Below are 22,391 nucleotides of genomic sequence, written 5' to 3'. Positions count from 1 at the left end.
GAAAACCGACTCCGATTAATTTCGGATTCTACGCAGCTGAGATTGCTTTCTACTTTCCTACAAAGACTTAAGATATTCCAGCAGATCCAGCCGTTGTTCCTTGGTTAACGCAGGCAGTAGTGTTCCATCCGGTAGCGGTGTGCGGCCGGAAGCATATTCATGACCGCTGTTGTGATTACCCCAAATGCTGGTACGGAACAAAAAACCGTCATAACCCGCTGATTTGAATCCCACCTTGTCCGGGTCAAATTCGCGCGATCCGACCATGAACTCATCCGGGCGGTATTCTCCTTCCGCTGGGTCATCCAGCCTTCTTTTCGGCAGCAGCAGATCGTACAGTGTCGGTACCGAGCCGTTGTGCAAGTAAGGGGCAGTTGCCCAGATGCCATTTAGCGGGCGAGCTTTATACGCCATGGCTGAGGCGAAAGGCTGCACGGTAGTGTCGGGTGTGTAGTAGCCGTTTTTCAGAGAAGGCTGTACTTCGTTATCAAAAAAGGTGTAGGCAAAATCAAATGATCGCTCAATCCATCGGCGCGCAAACCATTTATCGCTATCGGGTGTTGTCACCACATTGCGGGTTGCGGCGGTGAGCAGCGCAACCACGGGCGCCTGTTGTTGCAGCAATATATTTCCCGTGCCGACACTGACGTATTGATTCCGCAAGATACCGCTATAGCCGGTAAACTCAATGGCGTTTGCCGCCATTTTTGAATCGGTTTCAACCAAAGACACATCGATCATTTTAGCGACGACCCGGCGATCGAGATCGGCACGGTCAATTTCACTGTGACAAATGGAACAATAGCGTGAAAATAATTCGGCGCCTCGCGTCATTCGTAAGGTATCGATTTTAGGCAGGATGTGTTCCGGCCACTGTGGTGACTTTAATTTGCGCAAATGATTCTCCACCCGGCGCAAATTCCGGATATCAATGGAAGATTGAAAATCGATATGTTTGGAGCCGAATCCCTGCCCGCCTAATATTGAAGATAAGGTAAAGCCATCTTTTTCCTGCCAATCGAGCGTGCCGAATACACCGATCAATTGACCGGCATTGCGCGCCATCGGTCCCAATCCGCTGTTATCGACCCGGCCATTCCATTGAATATAATCGTGTTGCGGCACATCCCATAGAAACGGATAACTGACCGGCGCATCGGCCGGATTATAGATTTTATTGCGCAATTGAATGCTTTGTTTCCTGGTCAAGTACATTTGGGTCCGTTCGACAATATGGTCGCGATCGCCGCTGTTGAGAACAGGCTCCATGTCTGTCATTACTTGTGCCAGCTCTGCCGGGGAAAGTAATCCGGCAAGCAATTCACGCATTTGCTGCGCACTCATGAGGTGCTCAAGCACACGGTTGTAGATGCGTCCGAATGCATCCAGCCGGGCATAGCCGTAACGTGTCAATGGGCGCTGGATGTCCCGAGGGTTGTTGACGATGGTGTAGGTTTTGATGCGTTGCGCATATTGCTTGAGATCAGCTTGAATATCGTCCGCATTATTGTAATGGCCCTGTTGCAATACATTCGCTACAAAGCGTTCCAGTTTTTCCGGATTTTTCAGAGTGGCATACAAGGCTTCAGCCAGATCGATCATGAATGTTTCCATATCGGAATATGCCGGGCCACCGTCAATGCGGATTCCGGTGCCCTGGTAATTGATCTGGGTTGTGTGACAGGCTGCGCAAGTAAATCCCATGTACGCTTTGCCCTGATATTCATCCCGCACCATCCCGGCAGGTAAACCATCAGGATTGCTGCTGGTTTGGCGCTGCGGCAGATAACCGTAGCGATCTATGTTTTCATTTGCGCGGAACAAAGCGGACGAACTGGATTGCTCCAATACTAGGAAAAAACTGTACGGTAACAAATTGGAGCCTTGCGTTGCAGTATAGAACCACAGACTATCCGCGGCAGACCAGCCTTGATCAAGATAGGCAATCCGGGAAAACTGGCCGCCAAATTTATCGACGCCGCTGATGGGCGCGCCACGATTGGAATCATTGTCACGAAGCTCGTATAGCCGCCAAGATAAACCGGTTACAAGCCAGGCAATGGCTAATAAGCTGGAAATCAGCAATAAAATTTTTATTCGGGATAAATAACGACTAAATGGTTTGGGATACATTGGGATATATGTCATTGTTCAGCAATTATTCAGGATTCTTTTGCTTAAATGCCTGGTAACTGACAATCAATTGTCCTTAACTCATAGATGGTTATAAAAGTAACAAGAAGAGAATAATTGTTCCTGTTATTCAGAGTACTGAATTTTAAATTTCATATATGATGATTAGTAGTTAATTTTATGTGAAAATTATGTGAAGAATATGTGAAAAAGATAATGTTGTCGTAATAATTGAAAGGAACTTATGCAGATTTCCCCGTCTTTTTATTTAGTGTTAAGTATATTCTTAGCCATTTCACCGCTGCCTGCATTAGGACAATCGAAAGCCAAGCTTACAATCGAAGAGATACAACGAATAGGACTGGAAGCCAATGGTCTCGTTCAGGCTGCGCGTTCGCAGGTCAATATAGCCAAAGCTGGTGTGGTTGCCGCATCCGCATTCCTGAATCCGGAAGTGACTGTAACCGCTGGACCAGATAGTAATCGCTATTCGCTTGCTGTTACTGGGCCTACTTCCATGCAACGTTCATTAACGGTCAATCAGCCGATCGAGAATCCTTACATGCGGAGTGCTCGCATAGATGCATCGGAAGCTGGGGTGGATGCAAGCCGTGCAAGCTTAGATCAAGTGCGTGCCGATTTGGCGGCGCAGCTGCGTGTGAGAGCCTATGAGCTGATGTTGCGTCTGGAACAAGCAACGATCGAGCAGGGTATTTACGACTTATTGGAAAATTTACGGAATCGAATTGCCGCCAATGTTGAAAGAGGTGAGATCGCGCGGTTTGAATTGATTCGTGCTGAGACTGAATTGCAAAGCGCGGCAAATCGGGCACAAGCAGCACACCTGACTGCACAGCGCGCCCGGGTGATGCTGCTGCAATTGACAGCCGGTGCCATTCCAATTGATTTTGAGATTAGCGGCTCGTTGAAAGATCCGATCCTGCTGCCGCCATTAGCAGAGCTGCGCGAGCAAGTACCCAAGGTTAATCCCGAAGTAGTGCGGCTGCAAGCGGAACAGGAACGCGCCAGTCATCGAATCTCCCAGGAAAAAGCTTCAGTACTACCGCAGATCAGTGTGTTGTACACCAATTATCAAGACGCGCAATTCACATCCAATATTGCTGGTGCAAGCGTCAGAATTCCGATCTGGTATCGCCGTCGTGGTGAAATCGATACTGCTATTTATGACTCCGCGCGCATACGCGAAACACTTGAGTTTCGCCGCTATGAGATCAGCCAGCTATTTGAAGCTGCCTGGCAAGCCTTGCAGATTGCACAACGGCGCGTGGATTTATTTGAAGGTGGTTTGATCAAGGAAGCGGAAAATGTGGTGCAAGTCGCGCAAACCGCCTATCGGTTCGGTGAACGCGGGTTAATCGAGTTTTTGGATTCGCAACGTATTCTCCGGGGAATCTTGAGCGATTCCATGCAGGCACGTTTTGAGCTACAAACCGCTGCTGCTGAAATTGACCGTATACGCGCTCATTATCCCAAGGAGTTAGTCTCAGAATGAATTTCAAAATAATTTTTACCGGTTTTACCGTTGCTGTAACTTTATTGCTGACAGGGTGTGATAAAAGCGAATCTACTGACTCCGCTGACAAAGCTCAGCAAGAACCGGCTGAAGAACGAGACTTCAACAGTATTACCGCCCGTCCGGAAGTATTGAGCCGATTGCAAATCGGACAGCCATTCCTGGTCGATCTGGCGGACAAGATCCAAGTGCCGAGCCGGGTTCAAGTCGATGAGGAAAGAACGGCGCAAGTTGGTTCCTACGTGACAGGGCGTGTCGTTGAATTGTTTGTCATCCTGGGGGATTACGTCAAACCAGGGCAGAAACTGGCTCGCATTACCAGTCCTGATTTAACCAATTCTCAACTGGCTTATTTGCGCGCTTTATCGCGTGTAGTGGTCACTACCAAAGCGCTTGAGCGTGCGCACCATTTACTGACTGCCGATGCCATACCACTGGCTGAAGTGGAACGGCGGCAATCCGAGTTGGAAATTGCGCAAGCCGAACTGGGCGCAGCTGCTGATCAACTCAGGTTATTTGGTGTGGGCGAGGTGGAATTTAAAGAACTCAAGCGAAAAGGAAAAATTCTGCCGTGGTTGGATATCAAGTCAACGCGAGAAGGCTACATAATTGCGCGTAACGTACTTGTAGGTCAAATAGTACAACCCGCTGATCCGCTATTTCAGATTGCAGATCTATCTCACGTCTGGGTGGTTGGCGATGTGCCTGAACAAATCGCGCGTGATGTCGAATTGGAGCAACATGTTGAGATCAATGTTCCTGCATTGGGACCGCATCTTCTGGATGGCGTGATCATTTTTGTTTCGGATACCGTCAATCGCTTAACACGAACGGTGATGACGCGTGTCATGGTGGAAAATCCTGAACGGAAGCTGAAACCGGATATGCTGGCGAATATGCACATCACGGATCCGCAGCACAAAGTACTGGTTGTCCCTGAATCGGCCGTGGTTCGAGAGTTGAATCAGGACTATGTCTTTACCGTAATCAGCGATAATCATTTTCAGCGCGTGCCGGTTGAATTGGATAAAGAAGTGGCAACTTTACGCCCCGTGCTAAAAGGACTTACGATCGATCAACGAATTGTGACTGCCGGTGCATTTCATTTAGACAGTGAGCGCAAGCTTGCTGAACTGGAGTAGCCGGTTATGACCGCGATCGTTCGTGCAATGCTTAACCAGCGTTTGCTGGTGTTGATTATCGGGTTGATATTGTGTGCTGCCGGTGTTGGTGCGATTAAAACACTGACTGTGGATGCATTTCCGGATGTGACCAATATTCAAGTGCAAGTCGCCACGGTAGCAATTGGCCGCAGCCCCGAAGAAATGGAACGCTTGGTGACTGTGCCGGTGGAAATTGCCATGACCGGCTTGCCGGGATTGGTCGAAATGCGTTCGATGAACAAAAGTGGATTATCACTAATCACGTTGGTATTCACCGATCAGACCGATGTGTTTTTTGCGCGCCAGTTAGTGATGGAGCGAATTATAGATGTCACGCCGCGCCTGATACCCGGTATTACGCCAGTGCTTGGGGCGGTTTCTACCGGTCTGGGTGAAGTCTATCAATATACGATTGAACACCCGGATGATGGTAAGCGGACATTAACTGAAGAAGAATTGATGGAGCGGCGCACTGTTCAAGATTGGGTGGTGCGTCCGATGCTACGTTCAATCCGAGGGGTGGCGGAGATCAATTCTATCGGCGGGCATGTCAAGGAATACCAAGTGTACGTCGATCCGAATAAGTTGCGGCATTACGACCTGACGTTGACCGATGTGGATCGCGCTTTGGCGAGTAATAATGCTAATGCCAGCGGTAATATTCTGGCATTGCAATATGAACAATATCTGATTCGCGGTGTGGGCCTGATTTCCAGTTTGGAAGATATCCGCAATATTGTGCTCAGAGAAATGGATGGCGTACCGGTTTATGTGCGTGACGTTGCGCATGTGGCTTTTGGCGGGGAAGTGCGTCAGGGCGCCAGTATCACAAACGGTGACACTGAATCGGTCGCCGGCATCGTGATGATGCTGCGCGGCGGTAATGCCAAGGAAATCGTCGGGAGAATCAAGGAGAGAGTCAAAGAAATTAATGAGGGTGGGATCCTACCCGACGGCTTGCAGATCGTACCGTTTTACGATCGCACCGATCTGGTCGATGCCGCATTAGGGACGGTGCAAAGCACCCTGATAGAGTCGTTAATTCTGGTAATTGTGGTGTTATCGCTTTTTCTCGGTACCGTGCGCACCAGTTTTGTCGTGTGTTTCACACTGATTATCACGCCACTGATTACTTTTCTGGTGATGAATCATTACGGTATGCCCGCCAATTTGATGTCACTTGGCGGATTGACCATCGCGCTGGGTATGATGGTCGATCCGACGGTGGTCGTGGTTGAGAATATTTATCAGCGCCTGGGAGAAGCCAAAGACACCGGAAAATCCAAATTCAATGTAATCGTGGATGCGACAGCTGAGGTGGGTACGCCGGTTATTTTCGGCTTAATCGTGACCGTGCTGGTATTTTTGCCTTTGATGACGCTTGAAGGCATGGAAGGAAAAACCTTCAGTCCATTGGCGGTGACTATTTCGATTTCGCTGTTTATTGCATTACTGGTATCGCTATTGCTGTCTCCGGTGCTTTGTGACTATCTGCTAAAAGGCGGCAGTGAGCAAGACACCAAGATCATCGCCGTGATGAAAAATGCCTATCTGTACACTTACGATTTGGCCAACCGCAATCAGAAGAAAACCATGATCATCGCAATTTCCGCACTGATGGCGGCATTTGCGCTGTTTCCGTTACTTGGCAAATCGTTTATTCCGATCATGAAGGAAGGTTCTATCACACCGGTGATTATTCGTGCGCCGTCAATTTCTTTGGACGAAGCCATCAAAATTGAAACCGAGGCCATGAAAGCGATTGCTGCGGTCCCCGGTGTTAAATCAGTTGTTTCCAAATTGGGGCGCGGCGATACCCCTGCCGATCCGGCTTCGCAGAACGAATCCGATCCGATTGCCAATCTCGATCTGATTGGATCCGGCCGTACTCAGGCGGAAATCGAAGAGGATATCCGTAAAGCGCTGACTGTGTTGCCGGGCGTCAATATCGTGATCTCTCAACCCATCGCGCAGCGGGTGGATGAGATGGTTACCGGGGTGCGCTCGCAAGTCGCTGTCAAAATTTTTGGCGATGACCTGGAAGAATTGCGTAAATTGTCCGAACAAGTCGCGCGTATCGTCAAATCAACCCGTGGTGCGCGGGATATCCGTATTGAACGTTTGTCAGGGCAACAAGAATTAACCATCAATATCGACCGTCGTGCAATTGCCCGTCATGGCCTCAATGTATCTGATGTCAATGAAATGATTGCCACCGCCGTGGGGGGCAAAGCAGTTACGCAGGTTTTCGAAGGAGAGCGGCGTTTTACGCTGTTGCTGAGATTCCCGGAAGAGTTTCGCCATGATGTGGAAGCCATCAAGGAATTGCTGCTTAGACCAGCTATCGATGGCGCACGAGCTGGAATGGGAGCTGGCGGCATGCTGGTGCCGCTCAGTGCGGTAGCGGAAATTAAAGTAATCGATGGTCCCGCGATTATCTCGCGCGAGTTTGCTAAGCGCCGTGTAGTTGTTGGCGCCAATGTGCATGAGCGCGACTTGGGTGGTTTCGTCGCCGAACTCCAGCAACGGACGGCCAAAGAAATTAAATTACCGCCAGGCTATTATTTTGCCTGGGGCGGGCAGTTTGAAAACATGGAACGTGCGATGGCGAAATTGGCGGTCATTGTGCCGATAACGCTAGCCGCTATTTTCTTCCTGCTGTTCATGCTGTTTAACTCGATCAAAATGGCCGTACTCATTTATCTGGCACTGCCTTTTGCATCGGTTGGCGGGATAGTCGGGCTATTTGTAACCGGTCAATACTTATCAGTACCGGCATCGGTAGGTTTTATTGCGGTGTGGGGGACTTCCATTTTGAACGGTGTGGTGCTGATTTCTTTTCTGCGCGAGTTGCGTGAGAAAGGTTTCAGCGTGCAAGAAGCCGCGAGGAGAGCCTGTGCGCAACGCTTTCGCCCCGTCATGATGACAGCCGCTACAACGGTGCTCGGTTTGGCGCCCTTTTTGACAGCAACAGGGCTGGGTTCCGAAGTGCAGAAACCACTCGCAATCGTCGTGATTTTCGGGCTAATGACGGCGACAATGATGACGATGGTGGTAATGCCGATGATTTATCGCTGGTTTGACGATATACCGGATAAGAAAAATGAACCGGAACAGAATCAGCCGGAATCGCTACCTTCAGCGGATACATTGCAAAGCCCGGTCAAAGAAGCTTAATGCTCGGTGGATAAACAGCGCTGCAAGCCATCTTGCAGCGCTGTTTTTATTTAGAGTACGCGAAACGCAATGATAGTCACTAGGGTTGGCGGCAGTGCTGCGATTAATAAGCCCAGCGGATGAATGGATTGTTCATGAAATTTGCCTTTTAGAATCGCAAAGCCTGCCGGATTCGGCGCATTGGCAATAACCGTCAGTCCACCGCCGGTTACTGCACCTGCAACCAATGCGATTTTGAACTCTTCGCTGAGTCCTTCAACCAGCGATCCCAGATAAGTGAGCGCGGCATTGTCCGTGACGGCGGTTAATGCCGTAGCGCCAAAAAAGACCGCCGTATCATCCATTTCCAGCAACAACGGTTGCAACCACCACTGTTGTTGTCCGCCCAATACCACCAATCCTCCCAGGAAGAACGCAACCAGCAGCGCTTCGCGTAAAATCAATGGATTTTGATATTGCTGATAGGCGGCGGTAAATCCCAGGAAGAACAGAAAAATGCCCATAAATGCCGCAGGATGGTGTGCGAATAGAACAATCAGCGCTAGAAATACGATATGTATCAATACCACCGGCAAAGGAGTTTGCGATGCCGCGACAGTATCCTTCTGACTGACGTGTCCCAGTTCGTGGCGGAATAACCAAGTTACTGCAAATGCATTGACAACAACAGCCAATGCCGCTTTCCAACCGAAAGTAGTCATCATGAACCAAATGTCCCAATTCCATTTTCCGGCCACCATTAATACCGGCGGTGCTGCAAAGGGTGTTAATGTGCCGCCGATTGAGATGTTGACAAATAACACACCGACCGTGGCATATTTCAAGCGAGTGGATACTTCCTTGCTGAATAATGTGTCGCGTAGCATCAGCGCTGCCAGCGTCATGGCGGCGGGTTCCGTGATGAAAGAACCGAGCAACGGAACAAAGGCCAGCAATAGAAAGTACATTGCTGTGCCGGTATTTACTGGCAGAACAATGGCTGCGCCTCGAACAGAGGCCGCCGCAAAATCCAGAATCGGGCGTGTGCCGGCAATCACCATGATGACGAATACAAACATGGGTTCAGTGAAGTCACGGGATTCGAGGTAGGTTATTGCTTCATGTTTCCCGTTTGCGGCGAATATAAACAGGATTAAGACCATCGCCCAAAAACCGAACACGACTTCCACTTCGCCCAGCAAATGCCAGATACCGGCGTGTTGCGGCTGACGATGCGCCAGATGTTCAAAGAATTTGGTTGAGAAGGTGTGAATGATTGCCAGAGCGAATAACGCCGCGGCGATGAGTTGTATAGTCGTTGGATTCATCGTAATGATTATAAATAGTCAGGTGTGCGGTGAAGATAACATGCTTTTGTTACAGCATAATCAAACTTTTTATAACCAGTAAAAATGCTGGATACTTTTGGGGTTATAGGGTCTGTAGGAAATGGATGGGTTACGGATACGAAATTTTTTCGTATCGTGGAGAAGGGGTATAATCTGCAATTTTTATAGATTGTAATTTACTATCGTCCCCTTCGACATAATTAGGTTATTCAGTATTCAATCCACGTGCGATTTATTTATCCCATTCTTAACCGTCAGAACGAACGTTTCATAAAGAAGCTATTCGTGCTGCTAAGTATGATGCTCATGTCAGTTTTCTGGTGTCTGACGGCAAGTGCGGCAATTAATGTGGCGGAAGAATACAAGGAAACAATCGGTCAGCATATCCGGGTTTATCAGGATGAAGGTATTCACTGGCGCATGCAGGATGCCTTGGTAGCATATCGAGATGGCCGGTTCTCACAATCCGGTAGTTCAGTGATCAATTTCGGGATTGGCGCAAAACCGGTATGGCTGGCATTTAGCGTCAAAAACGATGGACATAACGCGGTGCGCCGGAATCTTCTTCTGGAAACTTCCTGGCTGGATAAAGTCGATATTTATTTCTTGCGTCAGGATGAGCTGACCGGCAGCTATCATACGGGAGATAGCTTATTATTTTCCCAGCGCCCGCTGAATCACCGGTTTTTTGTCGCCGGTCATGATTTTAGCGTCGGTGAGACGACCGTGTTGATCCGGGTGGAATCCGATGATGACATGGTTTTGCCGCTTTACTTCATCAGCAACGAGGCACTGGCGGATAGAGATCAATGGCAGGCGTATAGCTATGGTTTCATGTACGGTGTGATCTTGGCTTTGGTTGCTTACAACGTGATGCTTTATGTTGGATTGCGTACCAGCCCCTATCTGTTTTACTCGCTGTATCTGCTGTTCTTTCTGCTGTTGAACACCGCTTATACCGGCCATGGTTATCAATGGCTATGGCCGGAATCGCCGCAATGGCAGAAATGGGCCAATCCGGTATTGATCATGGCCTGTACTGTCAGCGGATTTGCATTCGCATTGCAATTTCTGAATATCAAAGCGGCTTGGCCCCGTGTATATCGCTTTATCATCGCCAGCTCGGTTGTTTTTTGCGCACTCATGCTGCTAGCGATGTTGGCTGGCGAATTTGTCGTGTCGCTGCTGATATCGCTGGTGTTCATCTTCTTTTTCTATATTTCTTCGATCGTGTTGGGTGTCATTTCGCTGCAAGCCGGTAATCAATTCGCCAAGTATTTTCTGCTGGCGTCGATTTTCACGATATGCGGCGGTGCTATTACCGCCAATGCTGTTTGGGGATTGATTCCGTTTACCGAATGGACTTACCGGGCGACCGATATCGGCATGATGATGGACGCCATCTTACTGGCGCTGGCATTGGGCGAACGCTTTAATATCAATCAGAACGAGAAATTATTGGCGGAAAAAATGGCCGGTATCGATTCACTGACCAATCTGAATAACCGGCGGTCTTTTTATAAATATGTACAACCGATCTGGGCCATGGGGCTACGCAGCAAGAGTAGTACCTCCGTCATCATTCTGGATATCGACAATTTCAAGTTACTCAATGATACTTACGGTCATGCCTTGGGGGACCGGGTTTTGGTGCAATTGGCGGAAACCTTGCAGAAAGAAGCGCGCAGCGGGGATATCCTGGCGCGTTGGGGGGGCGAGGAATTCCTGATTTTTCTGCCGGAAACCCGTTTAGCCGATGCAATTGCCATTGCAGAACGGATGCGTAATAAAGTCAACGCGATTCAACTGACAAGCATCAAAGGTGAAAAGCTTTTATTTACCGCCAGTTTTGGCGTTGCCCATACCTTAGTGACCAATGTATCGCTGGATGAATTGATTTCCCAGGCGGATCAACAGCTTTACCGCGCCAAGAAACAGGGACGTAATTGCGTGTGCTCGGATCAATCTGATTGAGGATAAAGGCATTAGATGCCGATCCATCGGTTGGATGGCAGCACTTAATGCAATTCCTGAGAGTCCGCGATGATTTCATCGTCTTCATCCTCGGCATCGAGTTGATCACAGCTATCTTCCAACTCATCAATCAATCCCACGATCCGGCTATCCGGAATCATGCCATCGGCTAATACGCTGTCATCATCAATATCCGAAGGATCAGCATTATCCTCATCATCAAACGAAAGTCTTTTCAATGCCACGGCAAACCTCCTTGCGATGTGGGTTGAATACACTCTCATTAGAACATATGGCGGTGAAGTGGAAAGGAAGGATTAGAAAGGATTCTTTGTAATAATTCCGGGCTTTGAAAAGAGCATTCAGAAAAGGCTAATCCGGATGATTTCAGTGCGGTGCCGCTAAGTTACGGAGATTGGTTGTGATAGCCACTGGGTTCGCACTTGTTCTCGATTCAAGGCCAGCCACTGTAATGCAATGATGGCACTGGCCGAATTGATCCGGCCCGATTGTAGAAATGTGAATGCAGTATCCAGCGGAACGACATGCACTTTGATGTCTTCGTCTTCTTCGGGAGCACCATGAATACCACCGGCCTGTGTCGCATCGGCCCGGCCACAAAACAGGGCAATGCGTTCGCTGGTGCCACCGGGACTGACCAGGAAGTCGCACACTGGGAGCAAGTCGGTGATGATGCAATCGGCTTCTTCGATGCTTTCGCGTTTGACTACGTCTTGCGCAGTTTCACCGCTTTCGATCATGCCAGCGACGATTTCCAGCAGCCAAGGCCCGCCCGGTGCGGTTAGCGCGCCAACACGGAATTGTTCGATCAGGATGACTGCATCGCGAATTGGATCATACGGCAGGACGGCGGCGGCATGGCCACGTTCGAACAGTTCACGAGCCAGCGGGCGGCTCCAGCCGCCATTGAACAGCCGATGACGCAACCGGTATTTTTCTATCCGGAAGAAACCTTCAAAACAAATCGTTTTCTCTAAAATTTCTACATCTGCACTCACAGCGGTTTATCCCCTGCGGAAAAATTGTCATGCTGTGCTCGCTATGCCGCAAGCAGTGCTATTGCAGCGGCTAGAGCTAACGCAATCCCAACGTATCGAGTGTCACGTCGTCATCCTCGTCCAGATCATTTTTGACGGTCTCGAATTCGTCATCGTCAAATTCATCTTTGGCAGTTTCAAATTCATCGATTATTTTTGCAAATTTTCCGGGCGGTATTTTGCTATCCGTTAGAACATCATCCTCATCATTCAAACTATCAATAGGATAGATACTGTCGTCATCATCGAAAGAAAGTTCTTTAATCATTGCCATTACCTCCATGTCAATATTTTTGAAGATACGCTATTGATAACAGACCCTGCCGCTGAAACAATTAAAGATCACCCGGGGCTTTTCCCGGTAATTCTGAGGTTTGAATAATATTCATCAAAAAATCATTTGCTAAGCGGTGCTTCTTAATTATAAATATATGCTATTTGATTTTTCCTGGAGGAGAAAGTTTGCTCATGAAATAGCGCTACTGGTATTTGGAATAGGTGTGCAACTCATGGACGAAGAAACAAAAATATGATTGTGCAATATTGTTCATCATCTTAAAGGGGCTATCGTTCAATTATCTGGCATAGTGATTTTGCTGATATTGCCGGGATAACGAGCGGTATGTGAACGATCATCGTTTCCGGTTATTCCCAGCCAGTCACTTCATAACCTTTCTCTTTCAGGCAGCGCGATACAAAATTGGTATACGCTTGACTGGGTTGTGAGGGTTTCGAGGAAAACAGAATTCCTCGTAATAGTCCCGCAACCGCGCCACTGGCTGCGCCCACTAAAGAACCCTGCCCGGCTGCACCGTATATCGCCCCGCCTGCTGCACCGCTTACGGCCCCCATACCGGCGCCCATTGCGGTGCTGCTAGCCACATCACCCAATTGATCGCCGCCTTCCTTGGCGCCGGCTGATTCAGCCATTTTTCTGCAATCTTCAATGTCTTTTTCAGCAGCTGCTTTGCCGACAGATAGAAAATGCGTGTTCGGATATATAACAGGTCCAGTGCTTGAGCAGGCCGATAAGCCCAGAAAGATGGATCCCGCGATCAACGTTATTCCCAATTTCATTGTTTCACCTCCGGTTTAACAAATAATACTGACTGAGTGGATAGTATAGCGGTTATGGTGCTCACTATTCTGCAAAGAAAGCAGTTGCCGGATAAAGCATAGCCGATGCGGATTAAAAATTGCAGAGGGGGGTGAGGAAACTTATTTGCGATGAAATGGGGGGTGCATGTAAAAATGCCGCTGTCTATCCATCTGGCAGCGGCATCCGTCAAATTAGCCAATAACAATCAAACGCTGAGGTTTTATTTGCTATCTTTCGCGGTTAAGGCGCCCAGGAAGGCTTTGACATCCTCGACAAAACCAGGGCCCACTTTCCGTCCGAGCTGGTGTTCCGCCATTTCTTCGATGGCTTCATCCAATGTTTTGATCGAACCGTCATGAAAGTAAGGTGCTGTTTTGGTGATGTTTCTGAGGCTAGGTACTTTAAATACTTTTTTGTCGGTTTCCAGTCCGGTTACAGCAAACCTGCCTTCATCGGATGTTTTATATTCTTCGACAAGACCGATTTTTTTATAGGAATTGCCACCGATGGCCACGCCGTTATGACAATTGGCGCATCCCATATGGACGAATTTTTGCAAGCCTCTTTTTTCGGCATCATTCAACGCATTTTCATCGCCTTTGAGAAAATCGTCAAAGCGTGATGGGGTAATCAGCGTGCGCTCAAAAGCGCCGATGGCTTTACCAATATTTTTGTATTGAATCGGATCTTTTTCATCTTTGAATGCTTCGGCAAACATGGCTTTGTATTCGTCGATTTTTTTCAGTTTGTCGACAACCGCAGCTTCACTCGGCATGCCCATTTCGATCGGATTCAAAATCGGTCCCAACGCTTGCTCTTCAACGTCTTTCGCGCGTCCATCCCAGAATTGGGCGATATGCAGCGCGGCATTGAACGTGGTGGGAGAATTTCTGCCGCCGCGTTTTCCTTCATGACCCGGTGATGTAGGTTGGCTGTCGACACCGAAATTATTCAGCTGATGGCAGGAATTACAGGAAATGGTGTCATTCACTGATAGTTTGGGATCGAGATACAGTTTTTTGCCCAATGCGATTAAAGCAGCATTCTTTTTTTCGTCGATAATCGATGCCGGCAAGGGTTCAAAGAATTGTTTTAACGTGGTTTTATCGAGCTTGTGGTGGCCGCCGTGCATCATGCCGCCCATCCCGTGATGGCCGTCATCATGCATTTCGCTATGATGGTCGTCCTTTTTTTTCGCATCACCTTGATGATCATGCCCGCTTTGAGCATAACTGTATGAACTTACTATGAGTGCCAGGAATAAAAATATTTTCATATGACCTCCAAAAAAATTAACATTAGCACTTTGATCGATTTTATTGAATAAGCAAAATGCTTAATTGCAGACAATTACTTACAGGAGAAACGTTTTTTTATCTTTCTTGTCCGGTTTTCAGCGGAATCGCTGAAGGACGGAGACGAGATACTAGCGGATTTGTTTCTATTGTAGAAGGAGTGTTTCAAATTTATCGGCAGTCATCGGTTTGCTGAAAAAATTACCTTGCCCGAAATCGCAGCCCATAGAAGTCAATAATTCTTTTTGCAAATCCGTCTCGACGCCTTCGGCGATGACCTTCATGCCCAAGCGATGCGCCATTGTAATAACCGCTTCGCACAGAATTCTATCGTTGGATTTGCTGTCCAGATTGGAAATGAATGAACGGTCGATTTTGAGATAATCGATATCAAATTTCTTCAGATAGGACAGTGAGGAATAACCCGTGCCGAAATCATCGATGGCCACCTGGACACCTGCATCGCGGTAATTTAATAATTGTTTAACTACCAATTCGTGCACATCGAGCAGCAAGTTTTCAGTAATTTCAACAATGATGCTCTGCCCATCCAAGCCGCGCTCGTTGAGGTGGCTGACCCAATCGCTCATTTTGCTGATGAATTGCTTGGGTGACTTATTGATACTGATCTGAAAACCGGCGTTGAAATGGGTTTGCCAGAGGGCGACCTGATTGACCGCTTGTTTGAAAACCCAATCGCCGATATCGGTGATGAGATTGGTTTCTTCCGCGATGCTGATAAATTCCCCTGGATACACAGTGCCTCGTTCTGGGTGCTGCCAGCGGATTAAGGCTTCTGCTTTGTAGACATTGCCAGTTGCCAGTTCCACGATTGGTTGATATAGCAGATAAAGTTGCTGATCCCGTAGTGCACTGCGCAATTCGTACGCGGTTCTCGAACGGATTTCGGTTGCCGCGCGCATATTCGATGTGAAACAGCTCCAGCAGTTGCGGCCATTGTTTTTGGCGGCATACATGGCTTGGTCGGCATTCTTCATCAATATTTCAACGTTATTTGCATCATCGGGGAAAAACGTGGCGCCGATACTCGCGGAAACATAGGCTTGCTTGGTATTGAGATGAAACGGTTTGGCTAATTCCAGCAAGATCATTTGCATGATCTTTTCGGCGCTGCGTTGCTCGCTGATCCCGTTCAGTATGATGGTAAATTCGTCTCCGCCCAGGCGCGCCACGGTATCGGTTTCCCGCACGCAGCTGCTCAGCCGCTTGGCTGCCTCCGCCAGCAGCGCATCGCCCACGCTATGCCCCAATGAATCGTTCACTTCCTTGAAACGGTCAAGATCGATAAACAACACCGCCAATCCCGCGCCGATCCGGGTTGCATTTTTAATGTCATGATTTAACCGGTCGTAGAACATATTGCGGTTCGGTAATCCGGTCAGTGAATCGTAATTGGCTTGCCGCCAGATAATTTCATCCGACTTTTTCTTGCTGGTAATATCGGAAAAGTTGATCAGGTAATAGCTGATCCGGCCATCTTTGCTGCGTACCGGAATTACATTGAACCACGCGGGATACTCCCGCCCCTGCTTATGGCGGTTCCAGATTTCGCCATACCAGTGGTTATGCTGCTTGACGCTCTGCCAAATTTTCTGAAAAAAATTGCTGCCGTGCCTGATGGATGTGACGATGGTTACAGATTTTCCGACGATCTCTTCATCCACATAGCCGGTTATTTTGTACAGCGCCTTGTTAATCGAGATGATGATTTTGTTGGCATCCGCGATCATGATCGCTTCGGTACTGTTTTCAAAAACCTTGCTGGAAAGATACAACTGCTCGTTGACTTTCTTTTGTTCCAGTGCGATTCCGATAATAAATGAACCGATTTCCAGCAGCTTGCGGTGAAAAGTGCTGGGTAAGCGATGCTCAAAACTGGACAGCGCAAACGATCCGATGCATTCGCCGCCTTTGCTGCGTACCGGTATGGACCAGCAGGAAAGGATATTGAAATCGATCGCCAGTTGGCGGATATTCTGCCAGCGCGGATCGTCCAGCGTGCTTTCGACAAAAACCGGCTCCTGGTGAAAAACGGCATTGCCGCAGGAACCGGCTCCCGGGCCCGGACGTAGACCATTGAGTTGCACAATGCACACTTCGGGAACACTGGGTGCGGCAAACACATTCATGCATTGCTTTTCCTTGTCCAATAGCATGACCGATGCCACCGCGTTATCCAGCAGTTGCTCCATCAGCAAGCAGACTTTCTCGCAAATTTCCTTGTAGTCATTTCCCAGCACCACCAGCTGAAGGATTTCTTGCTGAAATTGGAGGATCCTGCTCTGTTCGGTATTGGTCAGGTCAAAATAATTGGTCGGTGCAAAAATATGCCCGGATAAATCCTTATTCACAGGAATGTTCTTACTCATTTGCGGTTAGCATTGCCAGCAAGGTTTCATGAAGGATTAACAATGGATTGAATGCCGGATAGGATGTCAATAGATGAGCTGAGTTGGCCGGAATTATACGACAAGTTACTCACATGTTCAAAAACTTACTGCCAGGATAATAACTTACATTTTTCTGCATTTGCGTATCGCTGCATGGAAATAGTTGTCAGCGGATTGTTTCAGGATTATTTGCAGCGATATACATTACCGACAAATATGATTTCCTTATCAGCCCCGGGTATTTCATACCGTCCAGAGTTATTGGAGTAAATGATATGCACGGTGTCGCCGCCCAGTTGCTGCGCTTCACTTCTTAAGTTGTTGCGGGCTTTGATCAGCCGGTCCACATAGGGGGTATTGTCTTCTCCGCTCTCGTTTTCTTTCGAAGAACCCTTCACTTTACCGAGTAACTCGCATCCATCGGGACCTTGTTCACCGACCACCATTGTGACGGTCCTGGTTTTTTCCGGTTGCGACGGAGCTTCGCCCGTTTGTGCTGAAGCGCCGGTACAGCCCAGGATGATTGAAACGAACACTGCTGCTTGGGTTAACGGGTTTAATTCTTTGCAGATACTCATTGATGACTCCTGATACATACGGATTGTATTCTTAAAGCCGGTTAGCATAGAGAAGCGCAGTATCGCCCGTCAATAGCATTCGTCGAAGCTCGGCCCGATAATGGCGGTAATAGGAGGAAATAAAGCCACTACCGGCATCTTTTCCAGCGGCTTCCCGGATTATCGGTACTGTATATTGCAGCAATGTAACTAACTGGAGGTGTGACGTTGGATATCATGATTTATATTTCCCTGGCGGGATTTGCCATCGTGTTTGTGTACGGCATCATGCTGTACAACAGTTTGGTGGATATTAAGCACAGCGTATCGCAGGCATGGTCGAATATCGATATTCTTTTGAAGCAGCGCCATGATGAACTGCCTAAGCTGGTGGAGACCTGCAAGCAGTATATGGGTTTTGAACAGGAAACGCTGAAGCGAGTGATTGCGGCGCGTTCGCAGGTCGCTAGCGCGCGGGAAACCGGTAATATCGGTGCGCTGGGCGCGGCGGAAAATATGCTGCGCATGGGATTGGGCAATCTGTTTGCCGTGGCGGAAGACTATCCCGAGTTGAAAGCCAGCGAGAAATTCCGCCACTTGCAGGCGCGTATCAGCGGATTGGAAAACAGCATCGCCGATCGTCGCGAATACTACAACGAAGCCGTCAAAATCAACAACGTGCGCATCGAGCAGTTCCCCGATGTCATCATCGCCAATTGGTTTAAATTCAAACCGCGCGATCTGCTGGAATTCAGCGATACCGATAAGCAGGATGTCAATATCGGCAAGCTGTTTGGTTGACGTGGAGGACGCATGAATCAAATACTGGCTGAGATCCCGCCGCAGGATTATCCCTATGTGCTGGGTGCGGTGATCGTTGCGGCATTGACCGGTTTTTATTTTTTTATGCATCACTGGAAACGGCTGCGCATCATTGAAGATACGCCGACCGCTAAATTACGCTCGGCGCATCAGGGTTATGTTGAACTGGAAGGAAAAGGGCAATTCATCGATGACCGGCCGATTTACGCACCGTTATCCAATCACCCGTGTCTTTGGTATCGCAGTGAGATTGCACAGCAGGAAACATTTACCGAAAGAGGCCGTACGCAAACGCGCTGGAATGTGGTGTACACCAATACCAGCGATCACCGTTTCAGGCTTACCGATGGTGTCAGCAGTTGCTATGTCGATCCGGATCACGCGGAAATCAACGGTATCGAGAAACTAGTGTGGTATGGCAATAGCGAATGGCCAACCCGGACGCAAATACTGGAAAGCCAGTCGATCGTTCATGCCATGACCAACAACTACCGCTACAGCGAGTGGTTGATACTGCCCGGGCAGCCGCTGTACATATTGGGGCAATTCAGCACCTGGTCTGCTGCAACACAAAAATCAATGCGCGATGTGATGATTAATGTGATCAACGATTGGAAAAAGGATCAAGCCGCGTTGCGGGACCGGTTCGACAGCAACAAGGATGGCAACATCGACCAGCAGGAATGGGAAGTGGCGCGATCCGCAGCGCACGCCGCAGCGCAGCAGATTCACGATGAGTTGGCATTGGAGCCGGATACCAGCATCATGGCGAAACCAAACAATCCGTCACGGCCTTTTATTATCTCGATGTATCCGCAAGCCCTGTTGGCACGGAAATACCGCCGGAGCGGCTATGCCGCCTTGGCGGCGTGCATCCTATCGATCTGCGCTGCCGCCTGGCTGGTGCATGCGCATGGATGATCCGCTTAATCGCTATGCTTACTAATGCCAGAACAATCTGGATCGCGCCAGGCGATGCCACAAGGCCGGAGATAACCGTGGATGCTGCGCGGCTTCGGATGCCAATACGCCACTGAGGCGGCCAAACTCAAAGCCGAGCGCGGCGGATTTATGCGGTAGCTTGTACAGTAACTGCAGCGCGATACGCCGGTCGTTCTCGATTCCCAATTCGTCTTGTAAAGCGGCCAAGGCGATCAAGAATCGATTCACCCGTTTTCCATATAGCGGTGCAAACGCTTCCACGCAGTAACGCATCTTTTTGGCGGCGATGCGCGCAAAATGGCGCTCGGCCGGATCCAGCCGGGCAAAACCGCGGCAGCATGTGCGCAGCTTCTGCCAGCGTTTCTCCAGTATGACTTCAGCCCATGTTGCGGTAGTGCGCATGTGTTCATTGACCGGTGCTGTCAAAAGACTGCGGCCGATGTCGAGCATGAGCTGGGTGAACGCCGGTGCCAGCAATAATGCTTGCGCTCGTTGCCTCGCTTGCGCAGCGGTATTGTGCAACAAAGCCAATGCGGTTTCGGAAACGGCGGTATTTTCTGCTGATGAAGCCAGAACGGGCAGGATGCCGGGTAGAGTTTCTTGGTGAAACACATCCCAGTCGCGCGCTGGATTCAGTGCGTGTGTCAATACGCGCAATGGTTGTTCCCAAGCAGGTATTTCTTGTCCCAACGATTTCGCCAATTGCGCACCAGCACGTAAACGGCGCAACGCAATGCGCAGCTGATGCAGGTACTCGATATTCTCTGCTTGTTCGAGAAAGCCGGGTACGTTGGCGGATAATTGCACCAACGCCGCTTGCACCATGACATGCCATGCTTCACCCGCTGGTTGGTCCCGGCCAATGTCCGGGCGGATGGCTTTGACCGGACTGGGACTAAGCGCGCCGCACAGGATATAGCCGCGTTCCGCTTTGCTGCGCGGTTCGATATGCAATGGCGCTTGTTGCAGTAATTGCGTTGCAACATCAAATAAAAATTCCGCCGGACCGGATTTGAGCTCAATCTCCACTTCGCAAATATCGCGTGATAACTCAGCGGCGAAGATTTTGCCGGTATCGAGTGCCACTTCCGCTTGCGTGGCACCATCGCCGATTTGCCACGTTGTGCGCCGGAATTCGGTGGTGAATACTGGCGCGATGCGCTTGAGTTTGATTCCGGCGAGCAGATCCAGCGCCGTTGGCGGCAATGCGGAGAAATCCGGGTGGCCGCCGTCTGCAACGACCATTTCCCATTCCGGCCGGCTCGTCAACGCGCCGACCGATTGCGCTTCGGCTTTCAACGTTTGAATCCACTGGTTGTTCACCCGGCGTACGCGCAGCGCGATGCCGCGCCGCATCAAATCAAACTTCGGGGTATCGAAATAAATGCTGAGCAGTGCATGCTGTCGCGGCGTGCTGGCGTTCAATAGGGGATGGCGCCGGATGCGGGTCGCATGGCGTGGCTGCAAAGCCAGCTTGAGCTCGATTTCCATAAAATCTTTTCACTGGGATAATGCCGCTGCGAGCGGCGGCTGAAGTGGATACTGTACTACTCAATCTTCAAGGTATCAAAATTGATTCCGGCGGGCGCGGGCGGTGTTTTCAGTTTCATGTTTTCCAGCGCATTGACCACCTGCTGTGCAATAACCAGATTGCGGTACCACTTGAAGTTGGCCGGCACGATATGCCAGGGTGCGAGATCGGTACTGGTGGCGCTGAGCATGGCTTCGAATGCTTCGATATAGTTTTTCCAGAATTTACGTTCTTCGATGTCGCCTTCGTTGAATTTCCAGCGTTTTTCCGGGTTGTTGATGCGCTCCTCCAGTCGTTTTTTCTGCTCATCCTTGGAAATATGCAGAAAAAACTTCAGAATGCATGTGCCGCTTTCGGACAACAGTTCCTCAAATTCATTGATCTGATTAAACCGTTGCTGTACTACCTTGTCCGAAATCAAGCCATGCACGCGTGTGATCAGCACATCTTCGTAATGCGAGCGGTTGAAAATGCCGATCTGGCCTTTCTCCGGCGCTTTCTGATGCACGCGCCACAAAAAATCGTGTTTCAGCTCCTCCGTCGACGGCGTCTTGAACGTCACCACTTTGCAGCCTTGCGGATTGACGCCCGACATCACATGCTTGATGACGCCATCCTTGCCACTGGTATCCATGCCCTGCAACACGATCAGCAACGCGCGGTTGCCGTTGGCGAACAAACGCTCCTGCAATTCATCCAGCTTGCCGATCAATTTTTCCGTAACGGCTTTGGCTTTTTCCTTACCTTGCGTGGTTTTCTCGAAATCGCCAGTATCACCGGGATCGCATTGCGATAGATCAAGCTTGCTGCCGGGTTTTATTGGGTGGTTTTTCATTCAATTCCTTACTTATTGGAGAACAACAAACCTGACAAATCAGGTTGTAAACATTATTATGCTGATCGTTTTCCAATTTCAAGCTAAGTTTTAGCTTGAAATTGGTTTTATAAAACATGGAGAGTACCAATGGAATGGTCAAAACTACTATCGAGTTCACGGCTTTGTCGAAGTGATGAGCAAAATAAAGATGTTAGATCGGAATTTCAAAGAGACTATGATCGTATTGTTTATTCAAGCGCTTTTCGTCGACTTCAAGATAAGACACAAGTTTTTCCTCTTGCAGAAAGTGATTATGTGCGAACACGCTTGACACATAGTATTGAAGTTTCTTGCGTGGGGCGATCACTTGGTACTCTGGCCGGTAAATTGGTAATAGACAAAGAAGCTTCTCTCCAGACTATTCAACCATCAGAATTTGGAAGGGTCTTAGGAAGTTAAAGCGGGTTTAAACGTAACAATTTAAGAATTTCATGATAGAGATTATCACGGCGATGATTAAAACGAAATTCGGTTTCTTTCAAGTGCAGGT

Annotated in this window: 18 protein-coding genes and 1 pseudogene; 7 read left to right on the top strand and 12 right to left on the bottom strand. The window is 48.9% G+C overall.

Annotated elements, in window-relative coordinates:
* Window positions 1–57 precede the first annotated feature (57 nt).
* Window positions 58–2,148, bottom strand: coding sequence for a di-heme-cytochrome C peroxidase (locus tag DU481_RS08265; protein ID WP_350133695.1), 2,091 nt, complete (start codon window positions 2,146–2,148; stop codon window positions 58–60).
* Between the two features lie 229 nt (window positions 2,149–2,377).
* Here DU481_RS08265 and DU481_RS08260 point away from each other — a divergent pair, with 229 nt between their 5' ends.
* Genes DU481_RS08260 through DU481_RS08250 form a run of 3 tightly spaced genes read left to right on the top strand, consistent with a single transcriptional unit; the run spans window position 2,378 to window position 8,007 of the window.
* Window positions 2,378–3,646: a TolC family protein gene (locus DU481_RS08260; protein WP_350133694.1), complete on the top strand. Its 1,269-nt coding sequence runs from the start codon at window positions 2,378–2,380 to the stop codon at window positions 3,644–3,646.
* A complete protein-coding gene (locus tag DU481_RS08255) occupies window positions 3,643–4,809 on the top strand; it encodes an efflux RND transporter periplasmic adaptor subunit (protein WP_090320281.1) in 1,167 nt (388 codons plus the stop codon). The genes DU481_RS08260 and DU481_RS08255 overlap by 4 nt, the downstream gene beginning before the upstream one ends.
* 6 nt (window positions 4,810–4,815) lie before the next feature.
* Window positions 4,816–8,007 (top strand): efflux RND transporter permease subunit, encoded by a 3,192-nt coding sequence (locus DU481_RS08250; RefSeq protein WP_350133693.1) that lies wholly within the window; start codon window positions 4,816–4,818, stop codon window positions 8,005–8,007.
* Window positions 8,008–8,057: 50 nt separating this feature from the next.
* On the opposite strand, the gene DU481_RS08245 is transcribed toward DU481_RS08250, so the two are convergent.
* On the bottom strand, window positions 8,058–9,314 hold the full coding sequence (locus DU481_RS08245) for a putative Na+/H+ antiporter (protein ID WP_350133692.1): 1,257 nt from the start codon (window positions 9,312–9,314) through the stop codon (window positions 8,058–8,060).
* Window positions 9,315–9,641: 327 nt separating this feature from the next.
* On the opposite strand from DU481_RS08245, the gene DU481_RS08240 reads away from it, so the two are divergent.
* On the top strand, window positions 9,642–11,309 hold the full coding sequence (locus DU481_RS08240; protein WP_350133691.1) for a sensor domain-containing diguanylate cyclase: 1,668 nt from the start codon (window positions 9,642–9,644) through the stop codon (window positions 11,307–11,309).
* Between the two features lie 44 nt (window positions 11,310–11,353).
* Here DU481_RS08240 and DU481_RS08235 read toward each other — a convergent pair whose 3' ends face one another.
* The 7 genes from DU481_RS08235 to DU481_RS08205 all read right to left on the bottom strand — a co-directional run bounded on the left by DU481_RS08235 (window position 11,354) and on the right by DU481_RS08205 (window position 17,750).
* A complete protein-coding gene (locus tag DU481_RS08235) occupies window positions 11,354–11,554 on the bottom strand; it encodes a hypothetical protein (RefSeq protein ID WP_121167464.1) in 201 nt (66 codons plus the stop codon).
* A 156-nt stretch (window positions 11,555–11,710) separates the two neighbouring features.
* Window positions 11,711–12,328, bottom strand: coding sequence for an ADP-ribose diphosphatase (gene nudF, locus DU481_RS08230; RefSeq protein WP_350133690.1), 618 nt, complete (start codon window positions 12,326–12,328; stop codon window positions 11,711–11,713).
* Window positions 12,329–12,404: 76 nt separating this feature from the next.
* On the bottom strand, window positions 12,405–12,635 hold the full coding sequence (locus DU481_RS08225; RefSeq protein WP_350133689.1) for a hypothetical protein: 231 nt from the start codon (window positions 12,633–12,635) through the stop codon (window positions 12,405–12,407).
* A gap of 377 nt (window positions 12,636–13,012) precedes the next feature.
* Window positions 13,013–13,444: a glycine zipper family protein gene (locus DU481_RS08220; RefSeq protein ID WP_350133688.1), complete on the bottom strand. Its 432-nt coding sequence runs from the start codon at window positions 13,442–13,444 to the stop codon at window positions 13,013–13,015.
* A 242-nt stretch (window positions 13,445–13,686) separates the two neighbouring features.
* Complete coding sequence (locus DU481_RS08215; RefSeq protein ID WP_350133687.1) at window positions 13,687–14,742, bottom strand: cytochrome-c peroxidase; 1,056 nt, start codon at window positions 14,740–14,742, stop codon at window positions 13,687–13,689.
* A 165-nt stretch (window positions 14,743–14,907) separates the two neighbouring features.
* Window positions 14,908–17,151 (bottom strand): bifunctional diguanylate cyclase/phosphodiesterase, encoded by a 2,244-nt coding sequence (locus tag DU481_RS08210; protein WP_350133686.1) that lies wholly within the window; start codon window positions 17,149–17,151, stop codon window positions 14,908–14,910.
* 206 nt (window positions 17,152–17,357) lie between these two features.
* Complete coding sequence (locus tag DU481_RS08205) at window positions 17,358–17,750, bottom strand: DUF4156 domain-containing protein (protein WP_350133685.1); 393 nt, start codon at window positions 17,748–17,750, stop codon at window positions 17,358–17,360.
* A 216-nt stretch (window positions 17,751–17,966) separates the two neighbouring features.
* Between DU481_RS08205 and DU481_RS08200 the strand changes: the two genes are divergently transcribed.
* Together DU481_RS08200 and DU481_RS08195 are read left to right on the top strand one after the other, a co-directional pair.
* On the top strand, window positions 17,967–18,530 hold the full coding sequence (locus DU481_RS08200; protein ID WP_350133684.1) for a LemA family protein: 564 nt from the start codon (window positions 17,967–17,969) through the stop codon (window positions 18,528–18,530).
* A 12-nt stretch (window positions 18,531–18,542) separates the two neighbouring features.
* Complete coding sequence (locus tag DU481_RS08195) at window positions 18,543–19,472, top strand: GIDE domain-containing protein (protein WP_350133683.1); 930 nt, start codon at window positions 18,543–18,545, stop codon at window positions 19,470–19,472.
* A gap of 21 nt (window positions 19,473–19,493) precedes the next feature.
* Here the strand turns inward: DU481_RS08195 and DU481_RS08190 are convergent, their stop codons facing one another.
* Together DU481_RS08190 and DU481_RS08185 are read right to left on the bottom strand one after the other, a co-directional pair.
* Window positions 19,494–20,984, bottom strand: coding sequence for a CYTH and CHAD domain-containing protein (locus DU481_RS08190; protein ID WP_350133682.1), 1,491 nt, complete (start codon window positions 20,982–20,984; stop codon window positions 19,494–19,496).
* Window positions 20,985–21,040: 56 nt separating this feature from the next.
* On the bottom strand, window positions 21,041–21,859 hold the full coding sequence (locus DU481_RS08185) for a polyphosphate kinase 2 family protein (protein WP_350133681.1): 819 nt from the start codon (window positions 21,857–21,859) through the stop codon (window positions 21,041–21,043).
* A 129-nt stretch (window positions 21,860–21,988) separates the two neighbouring features.
* On the opposite strand from DU481_RS08185, the gene DU481_RS08180 reads away from it, so the two are divergent.
* Complete coding sequence (locus DU481_RS08180; protein WP_350133680.1) at window positions 21,989–22,300, top strand: deoxyguanosinetriphosphate triphosphohydrolase family protein; 312 nt, start codon at window positions 21,989–21,991, stop codon at window positions 22,298–22,300.
* Here DU481_RS08180 and DU481_RS08175 read toward each other — a convergent pair.
* Window positions 22,297–22,391, bottom strand: a pseudogene (locus DU481_RS08175) (IS1595 family transposase); the annotation flags it as partial. The gene DU481_RS08180 and the pseudogene DU481_RS08175 sit on opposite strands and share 4 nt — an antisense overlap.

The sequence above is a fragment of the Nitrosomonas sp. genome (assembly GCF_040240425.1).
Lineage (GTDB): Bacteria > Pseudomonadota > Gammaproteobacteria > Burkholderiales > Nitrosomonadaceae > Nitrosomonas.
The sequence above is the reverse complement of the archived record's forward strand: the minus strand, read 5'-3'. Positions and strand labels throughout refer to the sequence as shown.